General features: G+C 56.6%; 18 protein-coding genes and 2 pseudogenes. 16 read left to right on the top strand and 4 right to left on the bottom strand.

The genetic code is table 11. From position 1 onward, the window contains the following. The first annotated feature begins 227 nt into the window (after positions 1–227). The 8 genes from QZH52_RS30190 (at position 228) to QZH52_RS30155 (ending at position 8,500) form a co-directional block, all read left to right on the top strand. On the top strand, positions 228–1,247 hold the full coding sequence (locus QZH52_RS30190) for a tripartite tricarboxylate transporter substrate binding protein (RefSeq protein WP_301814663.1): 1,020 nt from the start codon (positions 228–230) through the stop codon (positions 1,245–1,247). A 117-nt stretch (positions 1,248–1,364) separates the two neighbouring features. After that, entirely contained in the window at positions 1,365–2,147 is a 783-nt protein-coding gene (locus QZH52_RS30185) for an enoyl-CoA hydratase/isomerase family protein (protein ID WP_301814662.1), read from the top strand. Positions 2,148–2,149: 2 nt separating this feature from the next. Beyond that, on the top strand, positions 2,150–3,379 hold the full coding sequence (locus QZH52_RS30180) for a CaiB/BaiF CoA transferase family protein (protein ID WP_301814660.1): 1,230 nt from the start codon (positions 2,150–2,152) through the stop codon (positions 3,377–3,379). A 113-nt stretch (positions 3,380–3,492) separates the two neighbouring features. After that, entirely contained in the window at positions 3,493–4,257 is a 765-nt protein-coding gene (locus QZH52_RS30175; RefSeq protein ID WP_301814658.1) for a 2-keto-4-pentenoate hydratase, read from the top strand. Between the two features lie 54 nt (positions 4,258–4,311). Next, the gene (locus QZH52_RS30170) at positions 4,312–5,172 is read left to right on the top strand and encodes a fumarylacetoacetate hydrolase family protein (RefSeq protein WP_301814657.1); all 861 of its coding nucleotides are present in this window, start codon (positions 4,312–4,314) and stop codon (positions 5,170–5,172) included. 73 nt (positions 5,173–5,245) lie between these two features. Beyond that, positions 5,246–6,391, top strand: coding sequence for an enolase C-terminal domain-like protein (locus QZH52_RS30165; RefSeq protein ID WP_301814656.1), 1,146 nt, complete (start codon positions 5,246–5,248; stop codon positions 6,389–6,391). Positions 6,392–6,580: 189 nt separating this feature from the next. Further along, positions 6,581–7,399, top strand: coding sequence for an acetoacetate decarboxylase family protein (locus QZH52_RS30160; protein ID WP_366919337.1), 819 nt, complete (start codon positions 6,581–6,583; stop codon positions 7,397–7,399). Positions 7,400–7,447: 48 nt separating this feature from the next. After that, positions 7,448–8,500 (top strand): NAD(P)-dependent alcohol dehydrogenase, encoded by a 1,053-nt coding sequence (locus QZH52_RS30155; RefSeq protein ID WP_301814655.1) that lies wholly within the window; start codon positions 7,448–7,450, stop codon positions 8,498–8,500. 139 nt (positions 8,501–8,639) lie between these two features. Here QZH52_RS30155 and tnpB (QZH52_RS30150) read toward each other — a convergent pair whose 3' ends face one another. Then, positions 8,640–8,846 carry an IS66 family insertion sequence element accessory protein TnpB gene (gene tnpB / locus QZH52_RS30150; RefSeq protein ID WP_301814653.1) on the bottom strand — a complete coding sequence of 69 codons (207 nt, stop codon included), beginning with the start codon at positions 8,844–8,846 and terminating at the stop codon, positions 8,640–8,642. Here tnpB (QZH52_RS30150) and QZH52_RS38715 point away from each other — a divergent pair. After that, entirely contained in the window at positions 8,846–9,256 is a 411-nt protein-coding gene (locus QZH52_RS38715; protein WP_436411647.1) for a hypothetical protein, read from the top strand. The genes tnpB (QZH52_RS30150) and QZH52_RS38715 overlap by 1 nt on opposite strands. A gap of 105 nt (positions 9,257–9,361) precedes the next feature. Here QZH52_RS38715 and QZH52_RS30140 read toward each other — a convergent pair whose 3' ends face one another. Beyond that, complete coding sequence (locus QZH52_RS30140) at positions 9,362–9,505, bottom strand: hypothetical protein (RefSeq protein ID WP_301814651.1); 144 nt, start codon at positions 9,503–9,505, stop codon at positions 9,362–9,364. A 117-nt stretch (positions 9,506–9,622) separates the two neighbouring features. Between QZH52_RS30140 and QZH52_RS30135 the strand changes: the two genes are divergently transcribed. The 7 genes and pseudogenes from QZH52_RS30135 to QZH52_RS38890 all read left to right on the top strand — a co-directional run. Further along, positions 9,623–10,222: a TetR/AcrR family transcriptional regulator gene (locus tag QZH52_RS30135; RefSeq protein ID WP_301814650.1), complete on the top strand. Its 600-nt coding sequence runs from the start codon at positions 9,623–9,625 to the stop codon at positions 10,220–10,222. A gap of 89 nt (positions 10,223–10,311) precedes the next feature. Further along, positions 10,312–11,124, top strand: coding sequence for an oxidoreductase (locus QZH52_RS30130; RefSeq protein ID WP_301814649.1), 813 nt, complete (start codon positions 10,312–10,314; stop codon positions 11,122–11,124). Between the two features lie 77 nt (positions 11,125–11,201). Further along, complete coding sequence (locus QZH52_RS30125) at positions 11,202–12,203, top strand: NADP-dependent oxidoreductase (protein WP_301814647.1); 1,002 nt, start codon at positions 11,202–11,204, stop codon at positions 12,201–12,203. 154 nt (positions 12,204–12,357) lie between these two features. Continuing rightward, positions 12,358–12,465: pseudogene (locus QZH52_RS30120) on the top strand (IS110 family transposase); the annotation flags it as partial. Between the two features lie 80 nt (positions 12,466–12,545). Continuing rightward, complete coding sequence (tnpA, locus tag QZH52_RS30115) at positions 12,546–12,935, top strand: IS66-like element accessory protein TnpA (RefSeq protein WP_301814646.1); 390 nt, start codon at positions 12,546–12,548, stop codon at positions 12,933–12,935. 12 nt (positions 12,936–12,947) lie between these two features. Continuing rightward, complete coding sequence (tnpB, locus tag QZH52_RS30110) at positions 12,948–13,325, top strand: IS66 family insertion sequence element accessory protein TnpB (RefSeq protein WP_301814644.1); 378 nt, start codon at positions 12,948–12,950, stop codon at positions 13,323–13,325. Between the two features lie 42 nt (positions 13,326–13,367). Next, a pseudogene (locus QZH52_RS38890) lies at positions 13,368–13,889 on the top strand (IS66 family transposase zinc-finger binding domain-containing protein); the annotation flags it as partial. 303 nt (positions 13,890–14,192) lie between these two features. Here the strand turns inward: QZH52_RS38890 and QZH52_RS30100 are convergent. After that, positions 14,193–14,948, bottom strand: coding sequence for a hypothetical protein (locus QZH52_RS30100; RefSeq protein WP_301814641.1), 756 nt, complete (start codon positions 14,946–14,948; stop codon positions 14,193–14,195). Between the two features lie 284 nt (positions 14,949–15,232). Then, positions 15,233–15,484: a hypothetical protein gene (locus QZH52_RS30095; RefSeq protein ID WP_301814640.1), complete on the bottom strand. Its 252-nt coding sequence runs from the start codon at positions 15,482–15,484 to the stop codon at positions 15,233–15,235. Positions 15,485–15,849: the final 365 nt, after the last annotated feature.

Genomic DNA, 15,849 nt, shown 5'->3' with positions numbered 1-15,849 from the left:
CGCCCTCACACGTTCGACACAGGCGGGTGGCGACCTGGTGAAACAGGGACTTCGCAGGATGGACGCAAAAATCCGTTGAAAATATAAATATTCACAGGTAATATCGACAATCGGCGAACGCAACCGAACATCATCCGACCTTGGATGAGTTGGAGGTGGCCGTAAGTCGATGTCTGACGGTTGGACCTCTGGGTCAAACCGAAATCCAACATGCTCAGGAGACAAAAGTGTTAATCCATCATCCGCTCACTCTGCCGGTCGGGAGCAATATTTCAGCATGGTTAAAGGCGGTCATTCTTAGCCTGATCGCAACAGCCTTCTCTTTGCCGCAGATCAGCGCTGGTAGTGAGCCATATCCGTCGAAGCCAGTAGTGGTAAAGGTGGCGTTTCCAGCCGGAGGTGGAGTGGACGGAGTCGTCAGACAAATTCTCCCGTCGCTTCAAAACTCGCTTGGGCAACCCGTCGTAGTTGAAAACCTTCCGGGCGTAGGTGGTGCTATTGGCGCCATGAACGTCGCGAGAGCGTCGTCGGACGGATACACGCTGCTTGCCCACGCAAACGATCTGATTCTCGCGCCACTCGTGCTGGCATCCGCCCAATACAAGGCAAGCGACTTTAGATTGATCACTCCATTAGCTCGCGGCGATTTCATGCTTGTGGCCCGGCCGGGCCTTGCAGGAAAACAACTCAAAGACCTGATTGAATTGAGCAAATCATTACAGGGCGGGTTGTCTATAGCGCATCAAGGTCTTGGATCACTGTCGCATTTGGCTAGTGAAGATTTTGCACAGTTCGCTGGAATGCGAATAACAGGAGTGCCATACAAGGGCGGAGCGCCGATTATCCAAGACCTTATTGGAAATCATGTGGACTTGGCATTCTTGCCAGTAGCGGCCAACAGCGTTTCCATGATCAAAGAGGGGCGAATTGTTGCAATCGGTATTGCTTCAACGCAGCGGAATGCCGAAATTCCCGATGTCGCACTTCTTTCAGAAGGGCGGGATCGCTCCTTTGAATATTCTTCATGGACTGTGATTATGGCGAAGCGGGATATTCCTGAGAGCGTTGCGGAAAAGTTAAACCTTGCAATCCGCAAGGCACTCGAAACGCCTGAGTTTCAGAAGTTTGCCAAGGATAGTGCTGCCAAACCATTCGGTATGTCGCTAAAAGAGGCTGATGCCTTCTACGCGTCAGCCATCAAGCAGTACGCAGACACGGCGGTAAAGTTCAAATTGCAACCGCAGTAGCACTTTTAAAATACAGCTTACTGGAAACCTCTTTCTCTGGGGGCGGCGGCCCAGTGGTGGCTCCAAATGCAATGTTATTTTAAAAATATCCAACGTATGTCAGAAAGAAGCAAAATTATGAATGATTTGATCAAGCATAGCGTTGAGGGCCCGGTGTCCATTTTGACAATGGAGGCACGCCCTCACAATTTCATGAGCATTGCGTTTTTGGACGCGGTACTGGATGGCCTGGCCGCCGCAGAGTCTGCGGGATCACGAGCGGTAATCCTGCGCAGCGGCCTAAAAAACTTCTCTGCTGGTGGGGACGTCGACTATTTGTACGACGTGCGGAGCGCCGCTATCGCAGGGCACGCACCACCTTATGATCTTCCTGGTTTTCTCACACGGTTCGAGTCATGTCGATTGCCGGTGATTGCTAGTGTGCATGGCATCTGCGTGGGCGGCGGGTTGGAATTGGCAACGGCATGCGACTACATCATCGCTTCAGAATCGGCAAAATTCGGCTGCGTTGAAGTGGTCGTCGGCCTGCATCCTTTGATGGGCGCCATCCAGCGGATTAGCCAGCGTGCCGGTGCATTGCGCGCAAGTGAAATGGCGATTCTTGGACGTCGATACGATGCTTCCACCCTGGAACGATGGAACTTGCTGAATTTGGTCGTCCCAGACGACCGATTGCAGTCGGCCACGATGAGCATTGCTAGCGAGATAGCTGCCGGCCCTAGCGTCGCTCACTCCGCCTCTAAGCAATTAATTCGCATTTCCGTGAGTCAGGGAGTGGCTGCCGCAGACGTAGCGATGACCCAGATTCAGGCTCCAATCTGGGCTTCCAAAGACGTCGAGTTCGGGCTTGCTGCGTACAAAGCGGGCGATCTTGGCTCCACCAAATACGAGGGGGTCTAGCCATGAGTGGCCCACTAAGTGGAATCAAAGTCGTGGATTTTTCGCGTGTGCTCGCTGGCCCATTGTGCGCCCGAACCTTGATGGATTTGGGTGCCGATGTGATTAAGGTCGAGCCGCCACGTCAAGATCTCTCCCGCTTCGCCTATCCAAGAACGTCAGGCATGTCAGGCTACTACGCTCAGCAAAACGCTGGGAAGCGCAACGTCTGCATTGATTTAAACGTGCCAGGAGCGCTCGACATCATCCTCAAGCTATGTGACGAAGCGGATGTCGTCGTTGAGAACTTCCGCGCTGGAACGATGAAGTTTTTGGGATTAGATTATGAGACCTTGGCAGCGCGCAATTCGCGCTTGATCTATATATCGATCTCTGGCTATGGTCAACTCGGACCTTGGGCTAGCAGGATGGCGTATGCGCCCGTAATTCAGGCAGAATCCGGATTTACGCGTAACAGTCTGGATCATTACGGGGCAGCATTGGAGCGGTCAATGACCGATAGCCTTTCACATGCCGACGTATATACCGGCTTACAGGGCGCAATCGCCGCGTTGGCGGCGTTGACTCGGCGCTCCCTTACTGGTGTTGGTCAGCATGTCGACGTTCCCATGGCTGCCACGATGCTCGCAACAAGCGAACGTGCACATTTCGACCTAAATCCGGAAGAACTGAATGACGAACCCCCTATTCTGGGCGCGGCAGATTGTCCTTTCTTTCAAGGCCCGAACGGTGAGCAGATCGTTTTAAGTGCAAGCTTAGTTGGTTCTCTTACGTTTCCTTTCTTTCTCAAAGCGATGCGTCGACCTGACCTAGCGTCTGATGTGCGCTTTGCAACGGCAGCAGATCGAAAGCGGAATGTGACGGAACTACACCGGATAGTGCAAACCTGGTTCTACACATTTCAGAGCATCGCAGCTCTCGATTGCCAACTGGATGAAGCAAAAATCGCAATGGGTGTGATCCGCACGGCAGCTGCCCTGACCAACTCAGTCTGGTCAAAACATTGGCGCGCAGTGGAACGTGTACCAAACCGCCGTGGCGGCGAATACATTTTGCCTGGCCGTCCGTGGCGGTTTTCAAAGGATGAACTGGCGCCTCCAGGGCCCCCTGCATTCCGAGGCGAGCACAACCGAGAGGTGCTTTCGGATATTGGAGTACCAGAGGAGCAAGTTAATTCGCTTCTTGATTCTGGCGCGTTGCTCATCGACTCGGAAAATCTCTCAGACGTGAATTGAAGGTTTTGATATTTTCATATTTTGTCGAAAACATTGATTGCACATCTGGGATGTCCCGCTCAACAACTACATAAGTAGATAGTTGCGCTTGTTGAAATAAAGGATCCAGGGCCATGAATAAAAATCACGAAGTACTCGAATCTTTTTGGAAATCCGCTTGGGAACGATCGCCAACGCCTACCCAATGGGAAGGTCAACTTTCTGTTGACGAGGGTAGTCTGATTCAAATTCAGATTGGAGATCGATTTATGGCTCACGGAATTCGTCGATTCGGTTGGAAGGTGGCTGCAACCAACAAAGCCGTTCAGCAGCAGCTAGGGGTTTCGGAGCCAGGATTTGGATCGATTTACGAAAACAAGGTGCTGTGGTCCGGCGCCGCCTTAGTCGCCGGTCAGCTTATTCAGCCGCACATTGAATGCGAATTGGCATTTCAGCTAAACAAGAATATCAGCAGCGCCCGTACGGTTGAAGATATGTCCAATTCTGTTGACTTCGTCTATCCGGCTTTCGAATACATCGAGAAGAGGGTGACGGTTCTAGATATGGGCGTGGCATTTGCTGACAATGCGGAGCACACTGGGATTGTTCTAGGTCAGCCTGTCATGCATAGCATCGGCAAAGATTACAGGCAAGTCGTCTGTACTTTGTTCAAAGATGCAGCACGGGTTGACTCCGCTGCCGGCGAAGTTGTCTTAGGAGATCCGCTGAATTCAATCTTGTGGTTGAAGCAGAGACTGGAAAAATATCAGCGACAGCTTACTGAAGGCATGGTTGTCATGACAGGGTCTTTTCTGCGTCAACTCCCGGTCTCATCGGGCAATAATATTCGTGCTGAATTTTCTGGGATCGGCGCTGTAGATATTAAGATTATTGATTAGATCGAATCTATTTACTCCTAAATTTCTCTAATAACTCCGGCACTAGGATTGATAATGAAAATAGCACGCTTCACGGAGCATGGTCGCGATGGCTTGGCTATGGCTGTTAATGGAATGAATTTTAAAGGCATTTACTTAGATAAATTGGGTGTCCTAGGCGATCTGCAAGCTGCGTTGGAAAAAGGGCCGGAGGCCATCCGAAACTTGACGCACGCTCTTTCACTTGGTGAAGATATAGATTTGAACCAAGTTTCACTGAGGCCGCCGTTACTTTCACCCGAAAAAATCATTTGCATCGGCCTGAATTACGTAGATCATTCAGTCGAAAGCGGGTTCGTGACGCCAACCTATCCGACCGTTTTCTCTCGTTTCAATTCAAGTCTGGTCGGCCATGGAGAAGCGATTGAACGACCTCTAACGTCTGAGCAGCTCGACTATGAGGGTGAAATCGCCTTTGTGATTGGGGTTGGCGGGCGAAATATTTCCAGAGAAGGCGCTCTGAAGCATGTTTTTGCCTATTCATTGTTCAATGATGCTTCATTGCGTGACTATCAAACACGGACGCCACAATGGACTATCGGCAAAAACTTTGATAGAACTGGTGCTTTTGGCCCGTATCTTGTGACAGCCGATGAATTACCCGAAGGCGCAAGAGGGCTATCGTTGCAAACTCGCCTCAATGGTGACCTAGTGCAAAATGGAAACACGGACGACCTGATTTTCGATATTCCCACGCTAGTCGCCGAATTGAGTGCGGTTATGACTTTGCGCCCGGGTGATGTTGTCGTCACTGGAACGCCTGCCGGCGTGGGTGCTGCACGCAAGCCGCCACTGTGGATGGTCCCCGGCGACGTCTGCGAGATCAGTGCAAGCGGTTTAGGAACCCTTCGAAACCCGATTGTCGCTGCGGGTTAAATGGAGGAGGCGGACTGAGATACAAGTTTTCTCGATTTAACTAGGAAAATATTTCTTCGTAGAGATCGCAGCATTGTCAAAAATCTCTACTTTCTTTTATAACTCCAGCCTCGAGGTAAAAGCAATGATCAGCAGATCTTTAAAAATCCGGAGCATTTCCGCTAGGCCAATCGTTATTCAGCTAAAACGACCAATTGTTACTCGGAAAGGCTCTTTTACTGATTGGCCCATTGTCCTGGTTGATTTGATGACGGAAGATGGGGTTATTGGCCGCAGCTATCTGCAGCCCTACATCATTAAGTCACTGCGTTATTTGGTCGCCGCTCTTGAGGACGTTGGGCTGATGCTTAAAGGCCAAACGGTGTCACCAAGTGATTTATTCAATACAGTCCGGAAGTCGCTTCATTTGATTGGTTATGAAGGTTTTTCAATGATTGTTGCTTCAGGTGTCGACATGGCGGCATGGGATGCTCTTTCGAAGAGCGCGCAACTCCCGTTGTGCGTGATGCTCGGTGGCTCTGTCGGTTCAGTCCAGTGCTACAACACTAATGGTCTTTGGCTTCAAGAACCAAGAGCAGCGGCCGATGAAGCCAAGGAGCTTTTGAATGAAGGTGGGTTTACCACCTTGAAGATGAGATTGGGGCGAGAAAAAATCGCTGATGACCTCGCCACACTCGATGCGGTCCGCGAGGCAGTGGGTGATGAGGCTAATTTAATGGTTGATTTCAATCAAGGTCTTGACCTCGCCGAGGCTCTACAGCGATGCCATTTGATTGATGACTATGGGCTGATTTGGATCGAAGAGCCGCTTCTTTATGACGATTATGATGGGTATGCCCGTCTAGCGGCAGACCTCAAAACTCCTCTGCAAATGGGAGAGAACATCTATGGGCCGCGTGAGCTATACAAATCGATTCAAAGGAAGTCATCCGATCTTGTCATGCTGGACCTAATGCGCATAGGTGGCGTAACGGGATGGACGCGAGCGGCTGCTATTGCTGGAGTGGCAGGCTTGCCATTGTCATCCCATGTTTATCCCGAAGTTTCGGCGCATATGATGCGGGTGTCGGAAACGGCCCATTGGTTAGAATGGAACGACTGGCACAACGCATTGTTGCAGGCGCCGTATGAGATCAAGGATGGCCACCTCCTTATTCCTGACGTCCCCGGCGTAGGATTGGATTGGGATGAAGAAGCCGTAAAGCATTATCTGGTCTAACAGCCGGCGCGGAACATGCATTCTCCCTTATTGCTCATTTGCACTACGCACCTTGTACCTGATGATTAAGGTGTTGATTGAAATCAATTTTTTTGCGACTAAAGCACTGCCAATTTTTTGGCAAACAAGACTCCATCAATTCATCTAACGTTCATTTCAAAAAACTCCAGACCTTTTGTTTTACTAACCATGAAAAATAGCACAAACATTTCCTCGCGTTACAGAATGCCAACGGTGTTTGGGCCGAGTCCTGGCCCCCGTCAAGGGCCCAATGGGGAAACATTTGATCTCAGAAATGCACCACGCACTGTAGCCTCGATCAGCTTTTTGACGGACGAATCTGAGCTTCGTAAATTGCTGCCGCCAAATTGTGAACTAGACGGTGAACCGCTTGTCACCGTAGAACATGTGACCTTGAGGGAACTTGAGTGGCTTGCTGGCCGAGGCTATTCGCTGCTTTCAGTTTCATATCCAGTGCGTTACCGCGGATCTAGCGAATCCGTTCGCGGGTTGTTCATGTCTGTCCTATGGGAAAACCGATGTGAACCAATTCTCACTGGCCGAGAGGAATTGGGTTTTTCAAAACTGTATTGTGAGTTGCCAGAGCCTCGACATTTGCGAGGGGCGCGACTCCATACGGCTGTTTGGGAGGGGCACGAGTTTATCCGAATGACGTTTAGCGACCTAGCAGCCGGAGTGCCGCCGAGTTCACCGGCAAGCGACGGAATTCTGCATCATCGCTATATTCCTAGCCTGCGCCGAGTGGGGGAAGCCGCTGTCGATGAAATGGTGTTGTCTCCACAAGTCAGTTCAGCCGAAACTCGATATACCTCTTTTAATTCAGGCACTGGGAAGGTCGAATTCATTCGCTCCACTTGGGAGGATATTCCAACAATGTTCCACATTGTGAATGCGCTTGCAAGTTTGCCAGTGCTTTCACAGCGGTTTAGCTATATCGCTGAATTGCGTGGTGCGACGGATCTTTCTGAGCAAAGGGTATTGAGCTGATATAAAAATTAGCAATTATATTCCATAATATTTTACATCGGAGATGCTTTGTCGCTCGCGCATGCTTATGCCGCTCAGTCGGCCACTACCCCCCTCGAACCGTTCACAATTGAGCGCCGGTTTCCCACAGCCCGCGATGTTGCTATTGACATCTTGTACTGCGGGGTCTGCCACTCTGATCTGCACACCGCAAGGAGCGAATGGGGTCCGTCCGTTTATCCCTGTGTGCCTGGCCATGAAATCGTCGGACGTGTGAGCAAGGTGGGGGCGGACGTATTAAAGTTCAAAGTAGGTGACATCGTCGGCGTGGGGTGCATGGTGGATAGCTGCCAGCACTGTCGGCCTTGCGCTCAAGGTCTCGAACAGTATTGTGACAACGGCATGACGGGGACCTACAACAGCCAGGAGCAAGTGTCGCGCGCCAATACGTTGGGCGGATACTCGGACCACATCGTGGTTTCTGAAAGATTTGTGCTAAGAATCGCACACCATGAAGAGGCCCTTGCTGCCGTCGCGCCGTTGTTGTGCGCGGGGATCACTACTTACTCGCCTATGCGTTACTGGAAGGTTGGTCCAGGCCAGAAGGTCGGTATTGTCGGGTTGGGCGGGCTGGGGCATATGGGAATAAAACTGGCGACAGCACTGGGCGCGCACGTTGTCTTGTTCACCACTTCGCCTAACAAGGCCGAGGACGCGCTGCGGCTGGGCGCCAAGGAAGTCGTTATTTCGGAAAATGCAGGCGAATTGGCGATTCATAGCAACAGCTTTGACTTCATTCTCAATACAGTCGCGGTCGCCCACGACTTGGATCCATTTATTGCGATGCTCAAGATGAACGGCACTATGGTCTTGGTTGGGATACCGAGCTCACCGAATTCTCCGCCTGGGGCTTTTGGACTCATCAGTAAGCGACGCAGTATTGCTGGGTCGATGATAGGCGGTATTTCTGAGACGCAGGAGATGTTGGATTTCTGCGCGAAACACAACATTGTTTCTGATGTCGAGATCATCAAGATGCCGCAAATCAATGACGCCTTTGAGCGAATGCTCAGAAGCGACGTCAAGTATCGCTTTGTCATCGACATGTCCGGATTGTCATAGATCCCACGCTCGGAAGATCGATCGTCGAGCTGATCGAGACGTCGAAGCAACCTGCAGGTCGATGGTGTCGATACGCGTGATGCACCGCAAGCGTCTAGTCGATCCACCTTGACGGTGAGTTGCGGACCTGCTGGCTAGATCAGCGAGCAGGCTGCCAGTTGTGCGGAAGGAACCCGACCACCAGCGCATCGAACTGCGCCTGCATCAGGACGATCGGCTTTGCCGTATCGATCTCGCGTGGCCAGGCGAAGCGCCCGACGTTCAGTCTGCGTGCCACGCACCACACGCCGAAGCCGTCATGCACAAGCATCTTCCGAAGGCTTCGGTCTCTCGATCGCGGAGGCAATGGCCTACGGCCTTCCCGTGGTGGTGACGGGATGGAGCGGCAACACCGATTTCGTGCATGCCCACAACGCGGCCTTGGTGCCTTTCGACCTCGCGCGCAGCCAGGTGGTGCCCACCACGATCGAGTTGAGAAGGTCCGAGCCCGACATCCCAGAAGTCATGGACGAGCACTTGCCAACCGGCCGCGGAACAGCGCCTATGGCACACAGGCTCAAAGCTCGGCGGCGCTCGAAAGCGAACTGTCGACCGCACTGGGAGCGGCCGTTCGCTTCGACGATGGACATCAGGCGGTGTCGTGTCCGACGCGTCCAACTACCGCCAAAAGTCCCGATCGGCGTCGTGGTGCCCAAGAGCAGAGACGACTTCGTGAAGGGCCTCGACATCTCCCGTCGCCCGAGGCCCAGATGCTGATGCGGCGATGGCACCTCGTTGAACTGCCAGACCGTCAACGTCGCCGTGGTGGTCGATTTGTCCGCGTTGCGCGACGGCATTCTGGAACTTGACCCCGAGGAGCGGTCACGATGCCCGCCGCTTCACCGTCTCCTCGGGTGCGAGTGCGTCGTGCCTGCCCGGTCGCCCTACCAGGCTGGCCAGCGTGGCCGGCAGCGTGATGACCGTCGCTCTTGGCGACAGGCCTAGTCGCAGAATGCTCGTGCTCATTGCGAGAATTTCAGCCAAAAGAATGATGGCTCCCGTATTTGCTGGTCGCATTGCGATGCGGCGCCCGCCTAACGGCTTCGCCCAAAATCGTCACAGCGCACCTTTCGTGAATCATGTATGATAATTATCATGCGTAATTCGAAGCACAACATCAGAACTGCGGCCAAGGAAGCCTCGCACGAGCGCATCGTGTCGGCAGCTGCGCGGGCGATCCGTCGTAGCGGCTACGACGGCACGGGAGTTGCCGACATCATGAAGGAGGCAGGCCTGACCCATGGCGCCTTCTATGCTCATTTCGCATCGCGAGAAGCCATGCTCACCGAAGCAGCGAGTCGCGCGTGTGCTGACTCAGCCGCCGTAGTGGCGGAGGTTGTCGCCAGCGTGCCTCCCGAGCAAGCTCTGCCATCCATGCTTCGTACCTATCTCTCGCGCGAGCACCTGGAGCAGGCGGAGACGGGGTGTCCCCTGGCCGCGCTGGGCTCGGAGACGTCGCGCCAGGCGCCCGAAGTCCGCCGAGTGACCACTCGGCACGTCAAGGAAATGATCGATCTTGTCGCCCGTCAGTCGCCTGACTGGGGGCAGCCCAGTGCCCACGAACGGGCACTCGTGACCATCGCCACCATGGTGGGCACGTTGCTGCTTGCCCGTGCAGTCGACGAGCCCGCACTGTCGGACAGTCTGTGCGCGGCCGCATTAAAGCATCTGCCCCCCACCTGAACCCACCGAATCATGCAGCCTATCCACTCGCCAGAATATATTGTGAACATCATGCCAAACACACATTGCGCCTTTCAAGGAGAAACATCATGAACATGGCCAATAAGGTTGCGCTCGTTACGGGGGCCTCTTCGGGCATCGGCGAAGCGATCGCGCACCGGCTTGCGAAGGCCGGCTGCAAGGTTTACGGCACCAGCAGGCGTGGAGACCAGGCGGGTCGACGACCGTTCGAGTTGCTCCCCCTTGATGTGACGAAGGACGAGTCGGTCGAAGCTGCGGTCCAGAAGGTGATGCAGTTGGAAGGCCGCATCGACCTACTCGTCAACAACGCAGGCTTCGGGGTGGCAGCAGCCGGCGCGGAGGAAAGCTCGATTGAGCAGGCTCAGTCGATCTTCGATACCAACTTTTTCGGGCTGGTGCGGATGACCCGGGCGGTTGTGCCGCATATGCGAAGCCAAAAGAGGGGGCGCATCATCAATATCGGCTCCGTGCTGGGTTTCCTGCCCTTGCCTTACATGGCGCTGTACTCCGCCACCAAGCATGCGGTCGCGGGCTATTCGGAATCGCTGGACCATGAACTGCGCAAGCTCGGCATTCGCGTCTCGGTGGTAGAGCCTGCCTATATCAATACGCCATTCGATGCAAACCTGATGCAACCCGATGCGCCCCTCGACGTGTATCGCGAGATTCGCGAGGGCGTGGCGAAACGTGTCAAGGAAGCGCTAGTGGGCGCGGACGGCCCTGACGTGGTCGCCGAAATCGTGTTGAAGGCGGCAACGGTGGCGCATCCAAAGATCCACTACACCCCGGGCCTTGCCAGCCGCATGCGGCTGCTGCGTAGATTTGCGCCCGCCAGGGTGATAGATGCAGGGGTTCGAAAAGACCTTCGGCTCGAAGCATAGGCGGCTATCCGCGTGACCGTCTTGGCCAGTTCGCAAGCCTCGGCACAAAAAAGCACAAAAAAACAAGGAAAAACAACATGCGCGCTTTTGTTCTCGAGCGATATGGAAAAAACCTCGCATTAACCTTGGCAGATGTGCCGGCGCCGGAACTGCGCGATGATGAAGTCTTGGTCGAGGTCCACGCTGCTGGCGTAAACCAGTTGGACTCTAAGATCAGGGAAGGAGAATTCAAGCTCATACTGCCCTATCGTCTGCCTCTCGTCCTCGGTCACGATGTGGCCGGCGTGGTGGTCAAGGTCGGACCACGCGTGCGCCAGTTCAAACTGGGTGATGAGGTCTATGCGCGGGTGGACGACTTCCGCATCGGTACGTTCGCTGAGTTCGTCCCCGTCAAGGAAGATTCCCTAGCGCTCAAGCCCGAGGGTCTCACGATGGAAGAAGCGGCTTCCATTCCGCTTGTGGCTTTGACCGCATGGCAGACACTGGTCGAGAAGGCCAACCTGAAAAAGGGGCAGAAGGTCTTCATTCAGTCCGGTTCCGGAGGCGTAGGCACTTTTGCCATTCAGTTGGCCAAGCATCTGGGCGCAACCGTTGCCACGACGACGAGCACGACCAATGTTGCGCTCGTCAAGAGTCTGGGCGCAGACATCGTTATCGACTATAAGACGCAGGACTTCGAAGATGTCTTGCGCGATTACGACGTGGTCCTGAACAGCCAGGACCGCAAGGCGCTCGAAAAATCCCTCCATGTGGTCAAGGGCGGCGGGAAGCTCATCTCCATCTCCGGGCCGCCTGATCCCGAATTCGGAAAGGAAAGCGGGGCGCCCGGCTTCGTGAAACTGATCATGCGGCTGCTGAGTTCTGGAATCAGGCGGAGGGCAAAGAGGCGCGGCGTCGGTTTCTCGTTCCTCTTCATGAAGGCGAGCGGGAGCCAACTGCGTGAGATCACCCGTCTCTTCGATGTGGGCGCCATCCGCCCTGTGGTGGACCGGGTCTTCCCGTTCGAGTCGACCAACGAGGCCATGGCCTACGTCGAAGCAGGCCGCGCTAAGGGCAAGGTCGTCGTCAAGATCAAGTGAGCCCTGTTCGCCGCCCCAACGCGTGGCCTCATGGCTGAACGGCGGCGAGCTGGCGGCTCGTCCGTAAGCAATGGGATGGGCGCCCCCACCTGTCGGCATCAACGTGCGAGAGTGGAAGTGTCACCAACCACTTGAACCGAAAGGGGCGTCCACCATGAAGATTACGACTGTTGGCATCGACCTGGCAAAGAACGTGTTCCAGGTCCACGGGGTCAATGAGTACGGGAAGGCTGTGCTCAAGAAGCAACTTCGACGCGACCAGGGTGAGCGTCCAGCGATCCCACCTTGCGCCTGACCCAGCGGCTCCCGAGGATGACGTCCACCTAAATTTGGCGGACGCCTATGCATCTCAATACTTCCAATCGCCGAGTCCACAGCGCCGAGTTCAAGGCTCGCATCCTGGCCGAGTGCCGGCAGCCCGGCGCGTCGGTCTCGGCCGTGGCCATCGCGCACGGCCTGAACGCCAACGTCGTACGCAAGTGGCTCACGGGCTGCGGGCTCAAGCGCATGGGCGCCGCGGCGCCTGCGGCCGGTGGCACCGCGCCTGCCCTGCAGTTCGTCCCTGTGGAGTCGCCGCGGCCCGCGCCGATCGCCGCTCCTGCACCGCAGCCCGACATCCGCATCGAACTTCAGCGCGGCGGCCTGCACGTGAAGCTCCAGTGCGCTGCCAGCGCAGGCGCGCTGTACGCTGCGCAGTTGCGCGCCCTGGCCGATGCGCTGTGCGCCGCCTGAGGATCCGGCCCGTTGATCCGCATCGACACGCTGTGGCTATGCACCCAGCCGCAGGACATGCGCGCCGGCGCCGACCGGTTGCTCAACATCGTCGTCAATACCGTCGGCGCGGCGCATGCGCACCATGGCTACTTGTTCGCCAACCTGCGCGCCACGCGCATCAAGCTGCTCGTGCACGACGGCTTCGGTGTGTGGTGCGCCACGCGCCGCCTGCACACGGGACGCTTCGTCTGGCTGGAGCGTCCACAAGGGCATGTCCCGGCGGCTGCAACGCTGCAACTGACCGCGCAGCAGTTCGAAGCCCTGACGGTCGGCCTGCCGTGGCAGCCCTGGGCGAACTCAGCGTCATCAGTCGATCGTGAGGGCACTGAGAGCCAGCGCTGCCGTTGACATCGCATCTGCCGATGCGCAGCACGTGCCGACTCGTGCAACATGCCGAGCATGCTCGGCGAGACCGCTACTGACCGCATCGACATGGCACAACTGCCGTCGGAGGCGGCCGCGCTGATCACGCGGTTGCATCAGCAGGTGCAGGCCCAGGCGCGGGAGATCGCCTGGCGCGACGCCAAACTCGAGAAGGTCAACTTCGAGCTCGCCCGTCTCAAGCGCTGGAAGTTCGGTGCGAAGACCGAGGCCATGACGGCCCAGCAGCGCGCCCTGTTCCAGGATGCACTGGCAGAGGACGAGGCCAGCCTGCAGGCGCAACTGGCCGAGTTACAGCGCGGTCTTCCCGAGGCGCCCAAGACCCCGAAGGCACCACCGCGCCGGCCACGCCGCCGAGCGCTGCCCGAGCACCTGGAGCGCGTCGAGCATCGCCACGAGCCCCAGGACACGACCTGCCCGAACCTTGAGTGCGGCCGGCCCATGCACCGCGTCGGCGAGGACGTCAGCGAGAAGCTGGACATCGTCCCGGCCAAGTTCTTCGTACACCGGCACATCTACGGCAAGTGGGCTTGCCGGTGCTGCCAACAGATCCGCCAGGAGCCGGCCGAGCCGGACGTGGTGGACGGCGGCATCCCGGCCAGCGGGTTGGTGGCGCACACGCTGATCAGCCGCTTCGTGGACCATCTCGGGTCAAGTGTTGCTCGTCCCTGGTCACGCGATAACTTGGGCACATCGTCCCCGCATCGAACTTGCGACAGTGCCCGTTGTTGTTGCACATTTCCACAGCCTTGGCGAAGCCAACTGCGTGGCATCTTTGATCGAAATCTCGATGGTCTCTTTAGCGATTGGCATAGGTGAGGCAGTTCGACTGGTTCACGGCGCTTCGGAAGCGAGCGGCATCGGCGCCCTGCCCGCGATCAGTTCCACGGCCTCACGCGGAATGACCCGCGCGCGTTGCAGTTCGGCGTCAAAGATCGCGATGTGATCCGGCGACCCATCCAGCACGAAACCTGTGCCGATCGACTCACCGCTCTTCTTCAGCTCCACACAGGGCTGCTTGGATTTCTCGCAGCCCTGCTTGAAGTCCCGCGCCTCACGTTCGGCGTGCGCTTTGCCGCTGGCGCCGCCCAGCGCGTCGGGCAGGTTCATTACCGCGACGAAGGAAACCAGCAGGATTGGAAGGATGGCAGCGGCCATCAGTGCGCCGACGACGTATCGCGCCAGTCGCTGCACCCAGATAGGGCGCTTGGCCAGCCGATTCAGAACCGAGCCAATGCCCCCATCCCACGGCGACTGCAGAATGAAGAGATAAACGGCAAGCCCGACGGCTGCGACCGTCCACAGGCCGATGTTCGCCAGAATCTTGAGGAAGCCCATGGCCGATTGGTTGACGAGGGCGTAGTAGCCGCTGATCAGCACCTGGTCGGTGGTCTTGGGCAAGACGCCGGAGTCGATGCCCCAGAACTGCATGTAGGCACGGTGCGAGGCCATGCCCATCACGTGCAGGGTGACTGTGCCCAGGCCGACAAAGGCCGTCAGAACGCCCAACAGCGTGGTCCAGCTCGGACGGATGGGCTTGGGCGATGCGGGTTCTGCAGACGACATCGAGCGAATGTAGCCCGCCGTCACACCGACAGATTAGGCCTCTGGCTTCTCGCCAAGTGAACAAGTTCTCAATTCGCGACAGTTTCGTAGCGCGACCACGTATTGGCGCGCAAAGGAACTCGTTGATTCCATTGAGATTTCCCTCCAATTCCCGACCCAGGCGTGATAACGGCCCCGTCCAATGGCCAGCCTCCCCAGCATGGCACCGAATCCGGATTTCATTCACGACGGTTTTCCGAGACGCCAGACGGGCGCGACGGGTGTCACGCACCCCAGGCCCAATGTCCCTTCCTTTCACCCTTCGTGCTTCAAACCAAGTGGTAGGCCGGCGCGTTGGCCGCAGGCTGGGCCTGGGCGTTCTCGTACGCACGGATGACGCCGCGCAGCCGCTCGCACTCGCGCTCCAGGGAGGCGACCCAGGCGCGGGCATGCTGCGCTTCGTTGTAGGCCTGCGTGTGCAGGGCGGCCATGCCCCAGCGGCTCTCGAACCAGAGCGCCAGGTACACCGCCCGGGGTGCATTGCCGCTGGCCTGGTAGCGCTGCAGTGTGCGCAGGCTCAAGCCGCCAGGTGGCGGGCGATGTGCTTGCGAGATTCCACTTGGTCGGCGAGCAGATAGGCCAAAAGTGGCAGGCGGGCGAACGAGGGCGCGAGGAAGGGCATGACGGGGCTCATGCGACGGTTCAAGATGTGCGAGAGCCGGCGATGCCGACCCAGGCCCTGTCAGTTTGTCGCAGCGCCGCGCAAGACCCCAGTGCCCTCTTCTCCGCTTCCCTGCGCACTTTTCCCGGGCGGTGAGGGCGAGAAATCCCCCCGCCTGAATGAAAAGCCCCCCGCCCTCCCCGCTCGTCCGCGAGTGCCTCGGGCCCGCTCCGCTCCAATAGACAAAATTGAGCATGGGAAAGCTTCACCGACTTCTAGTCGGCC

The organism is Variovorax ginsengisoli (assembly GCF_030486595.1).
Lineage (GTDB): Bacteria > Pseudomonadota > Gammaproteobacteria > Burkholderiales > Burkholderiaceae_C > Variovorax > Variovorax ginsengisoli_B.
This window is presented reverse-complemented; position numbering and strand designations above follow the sequence as displayed.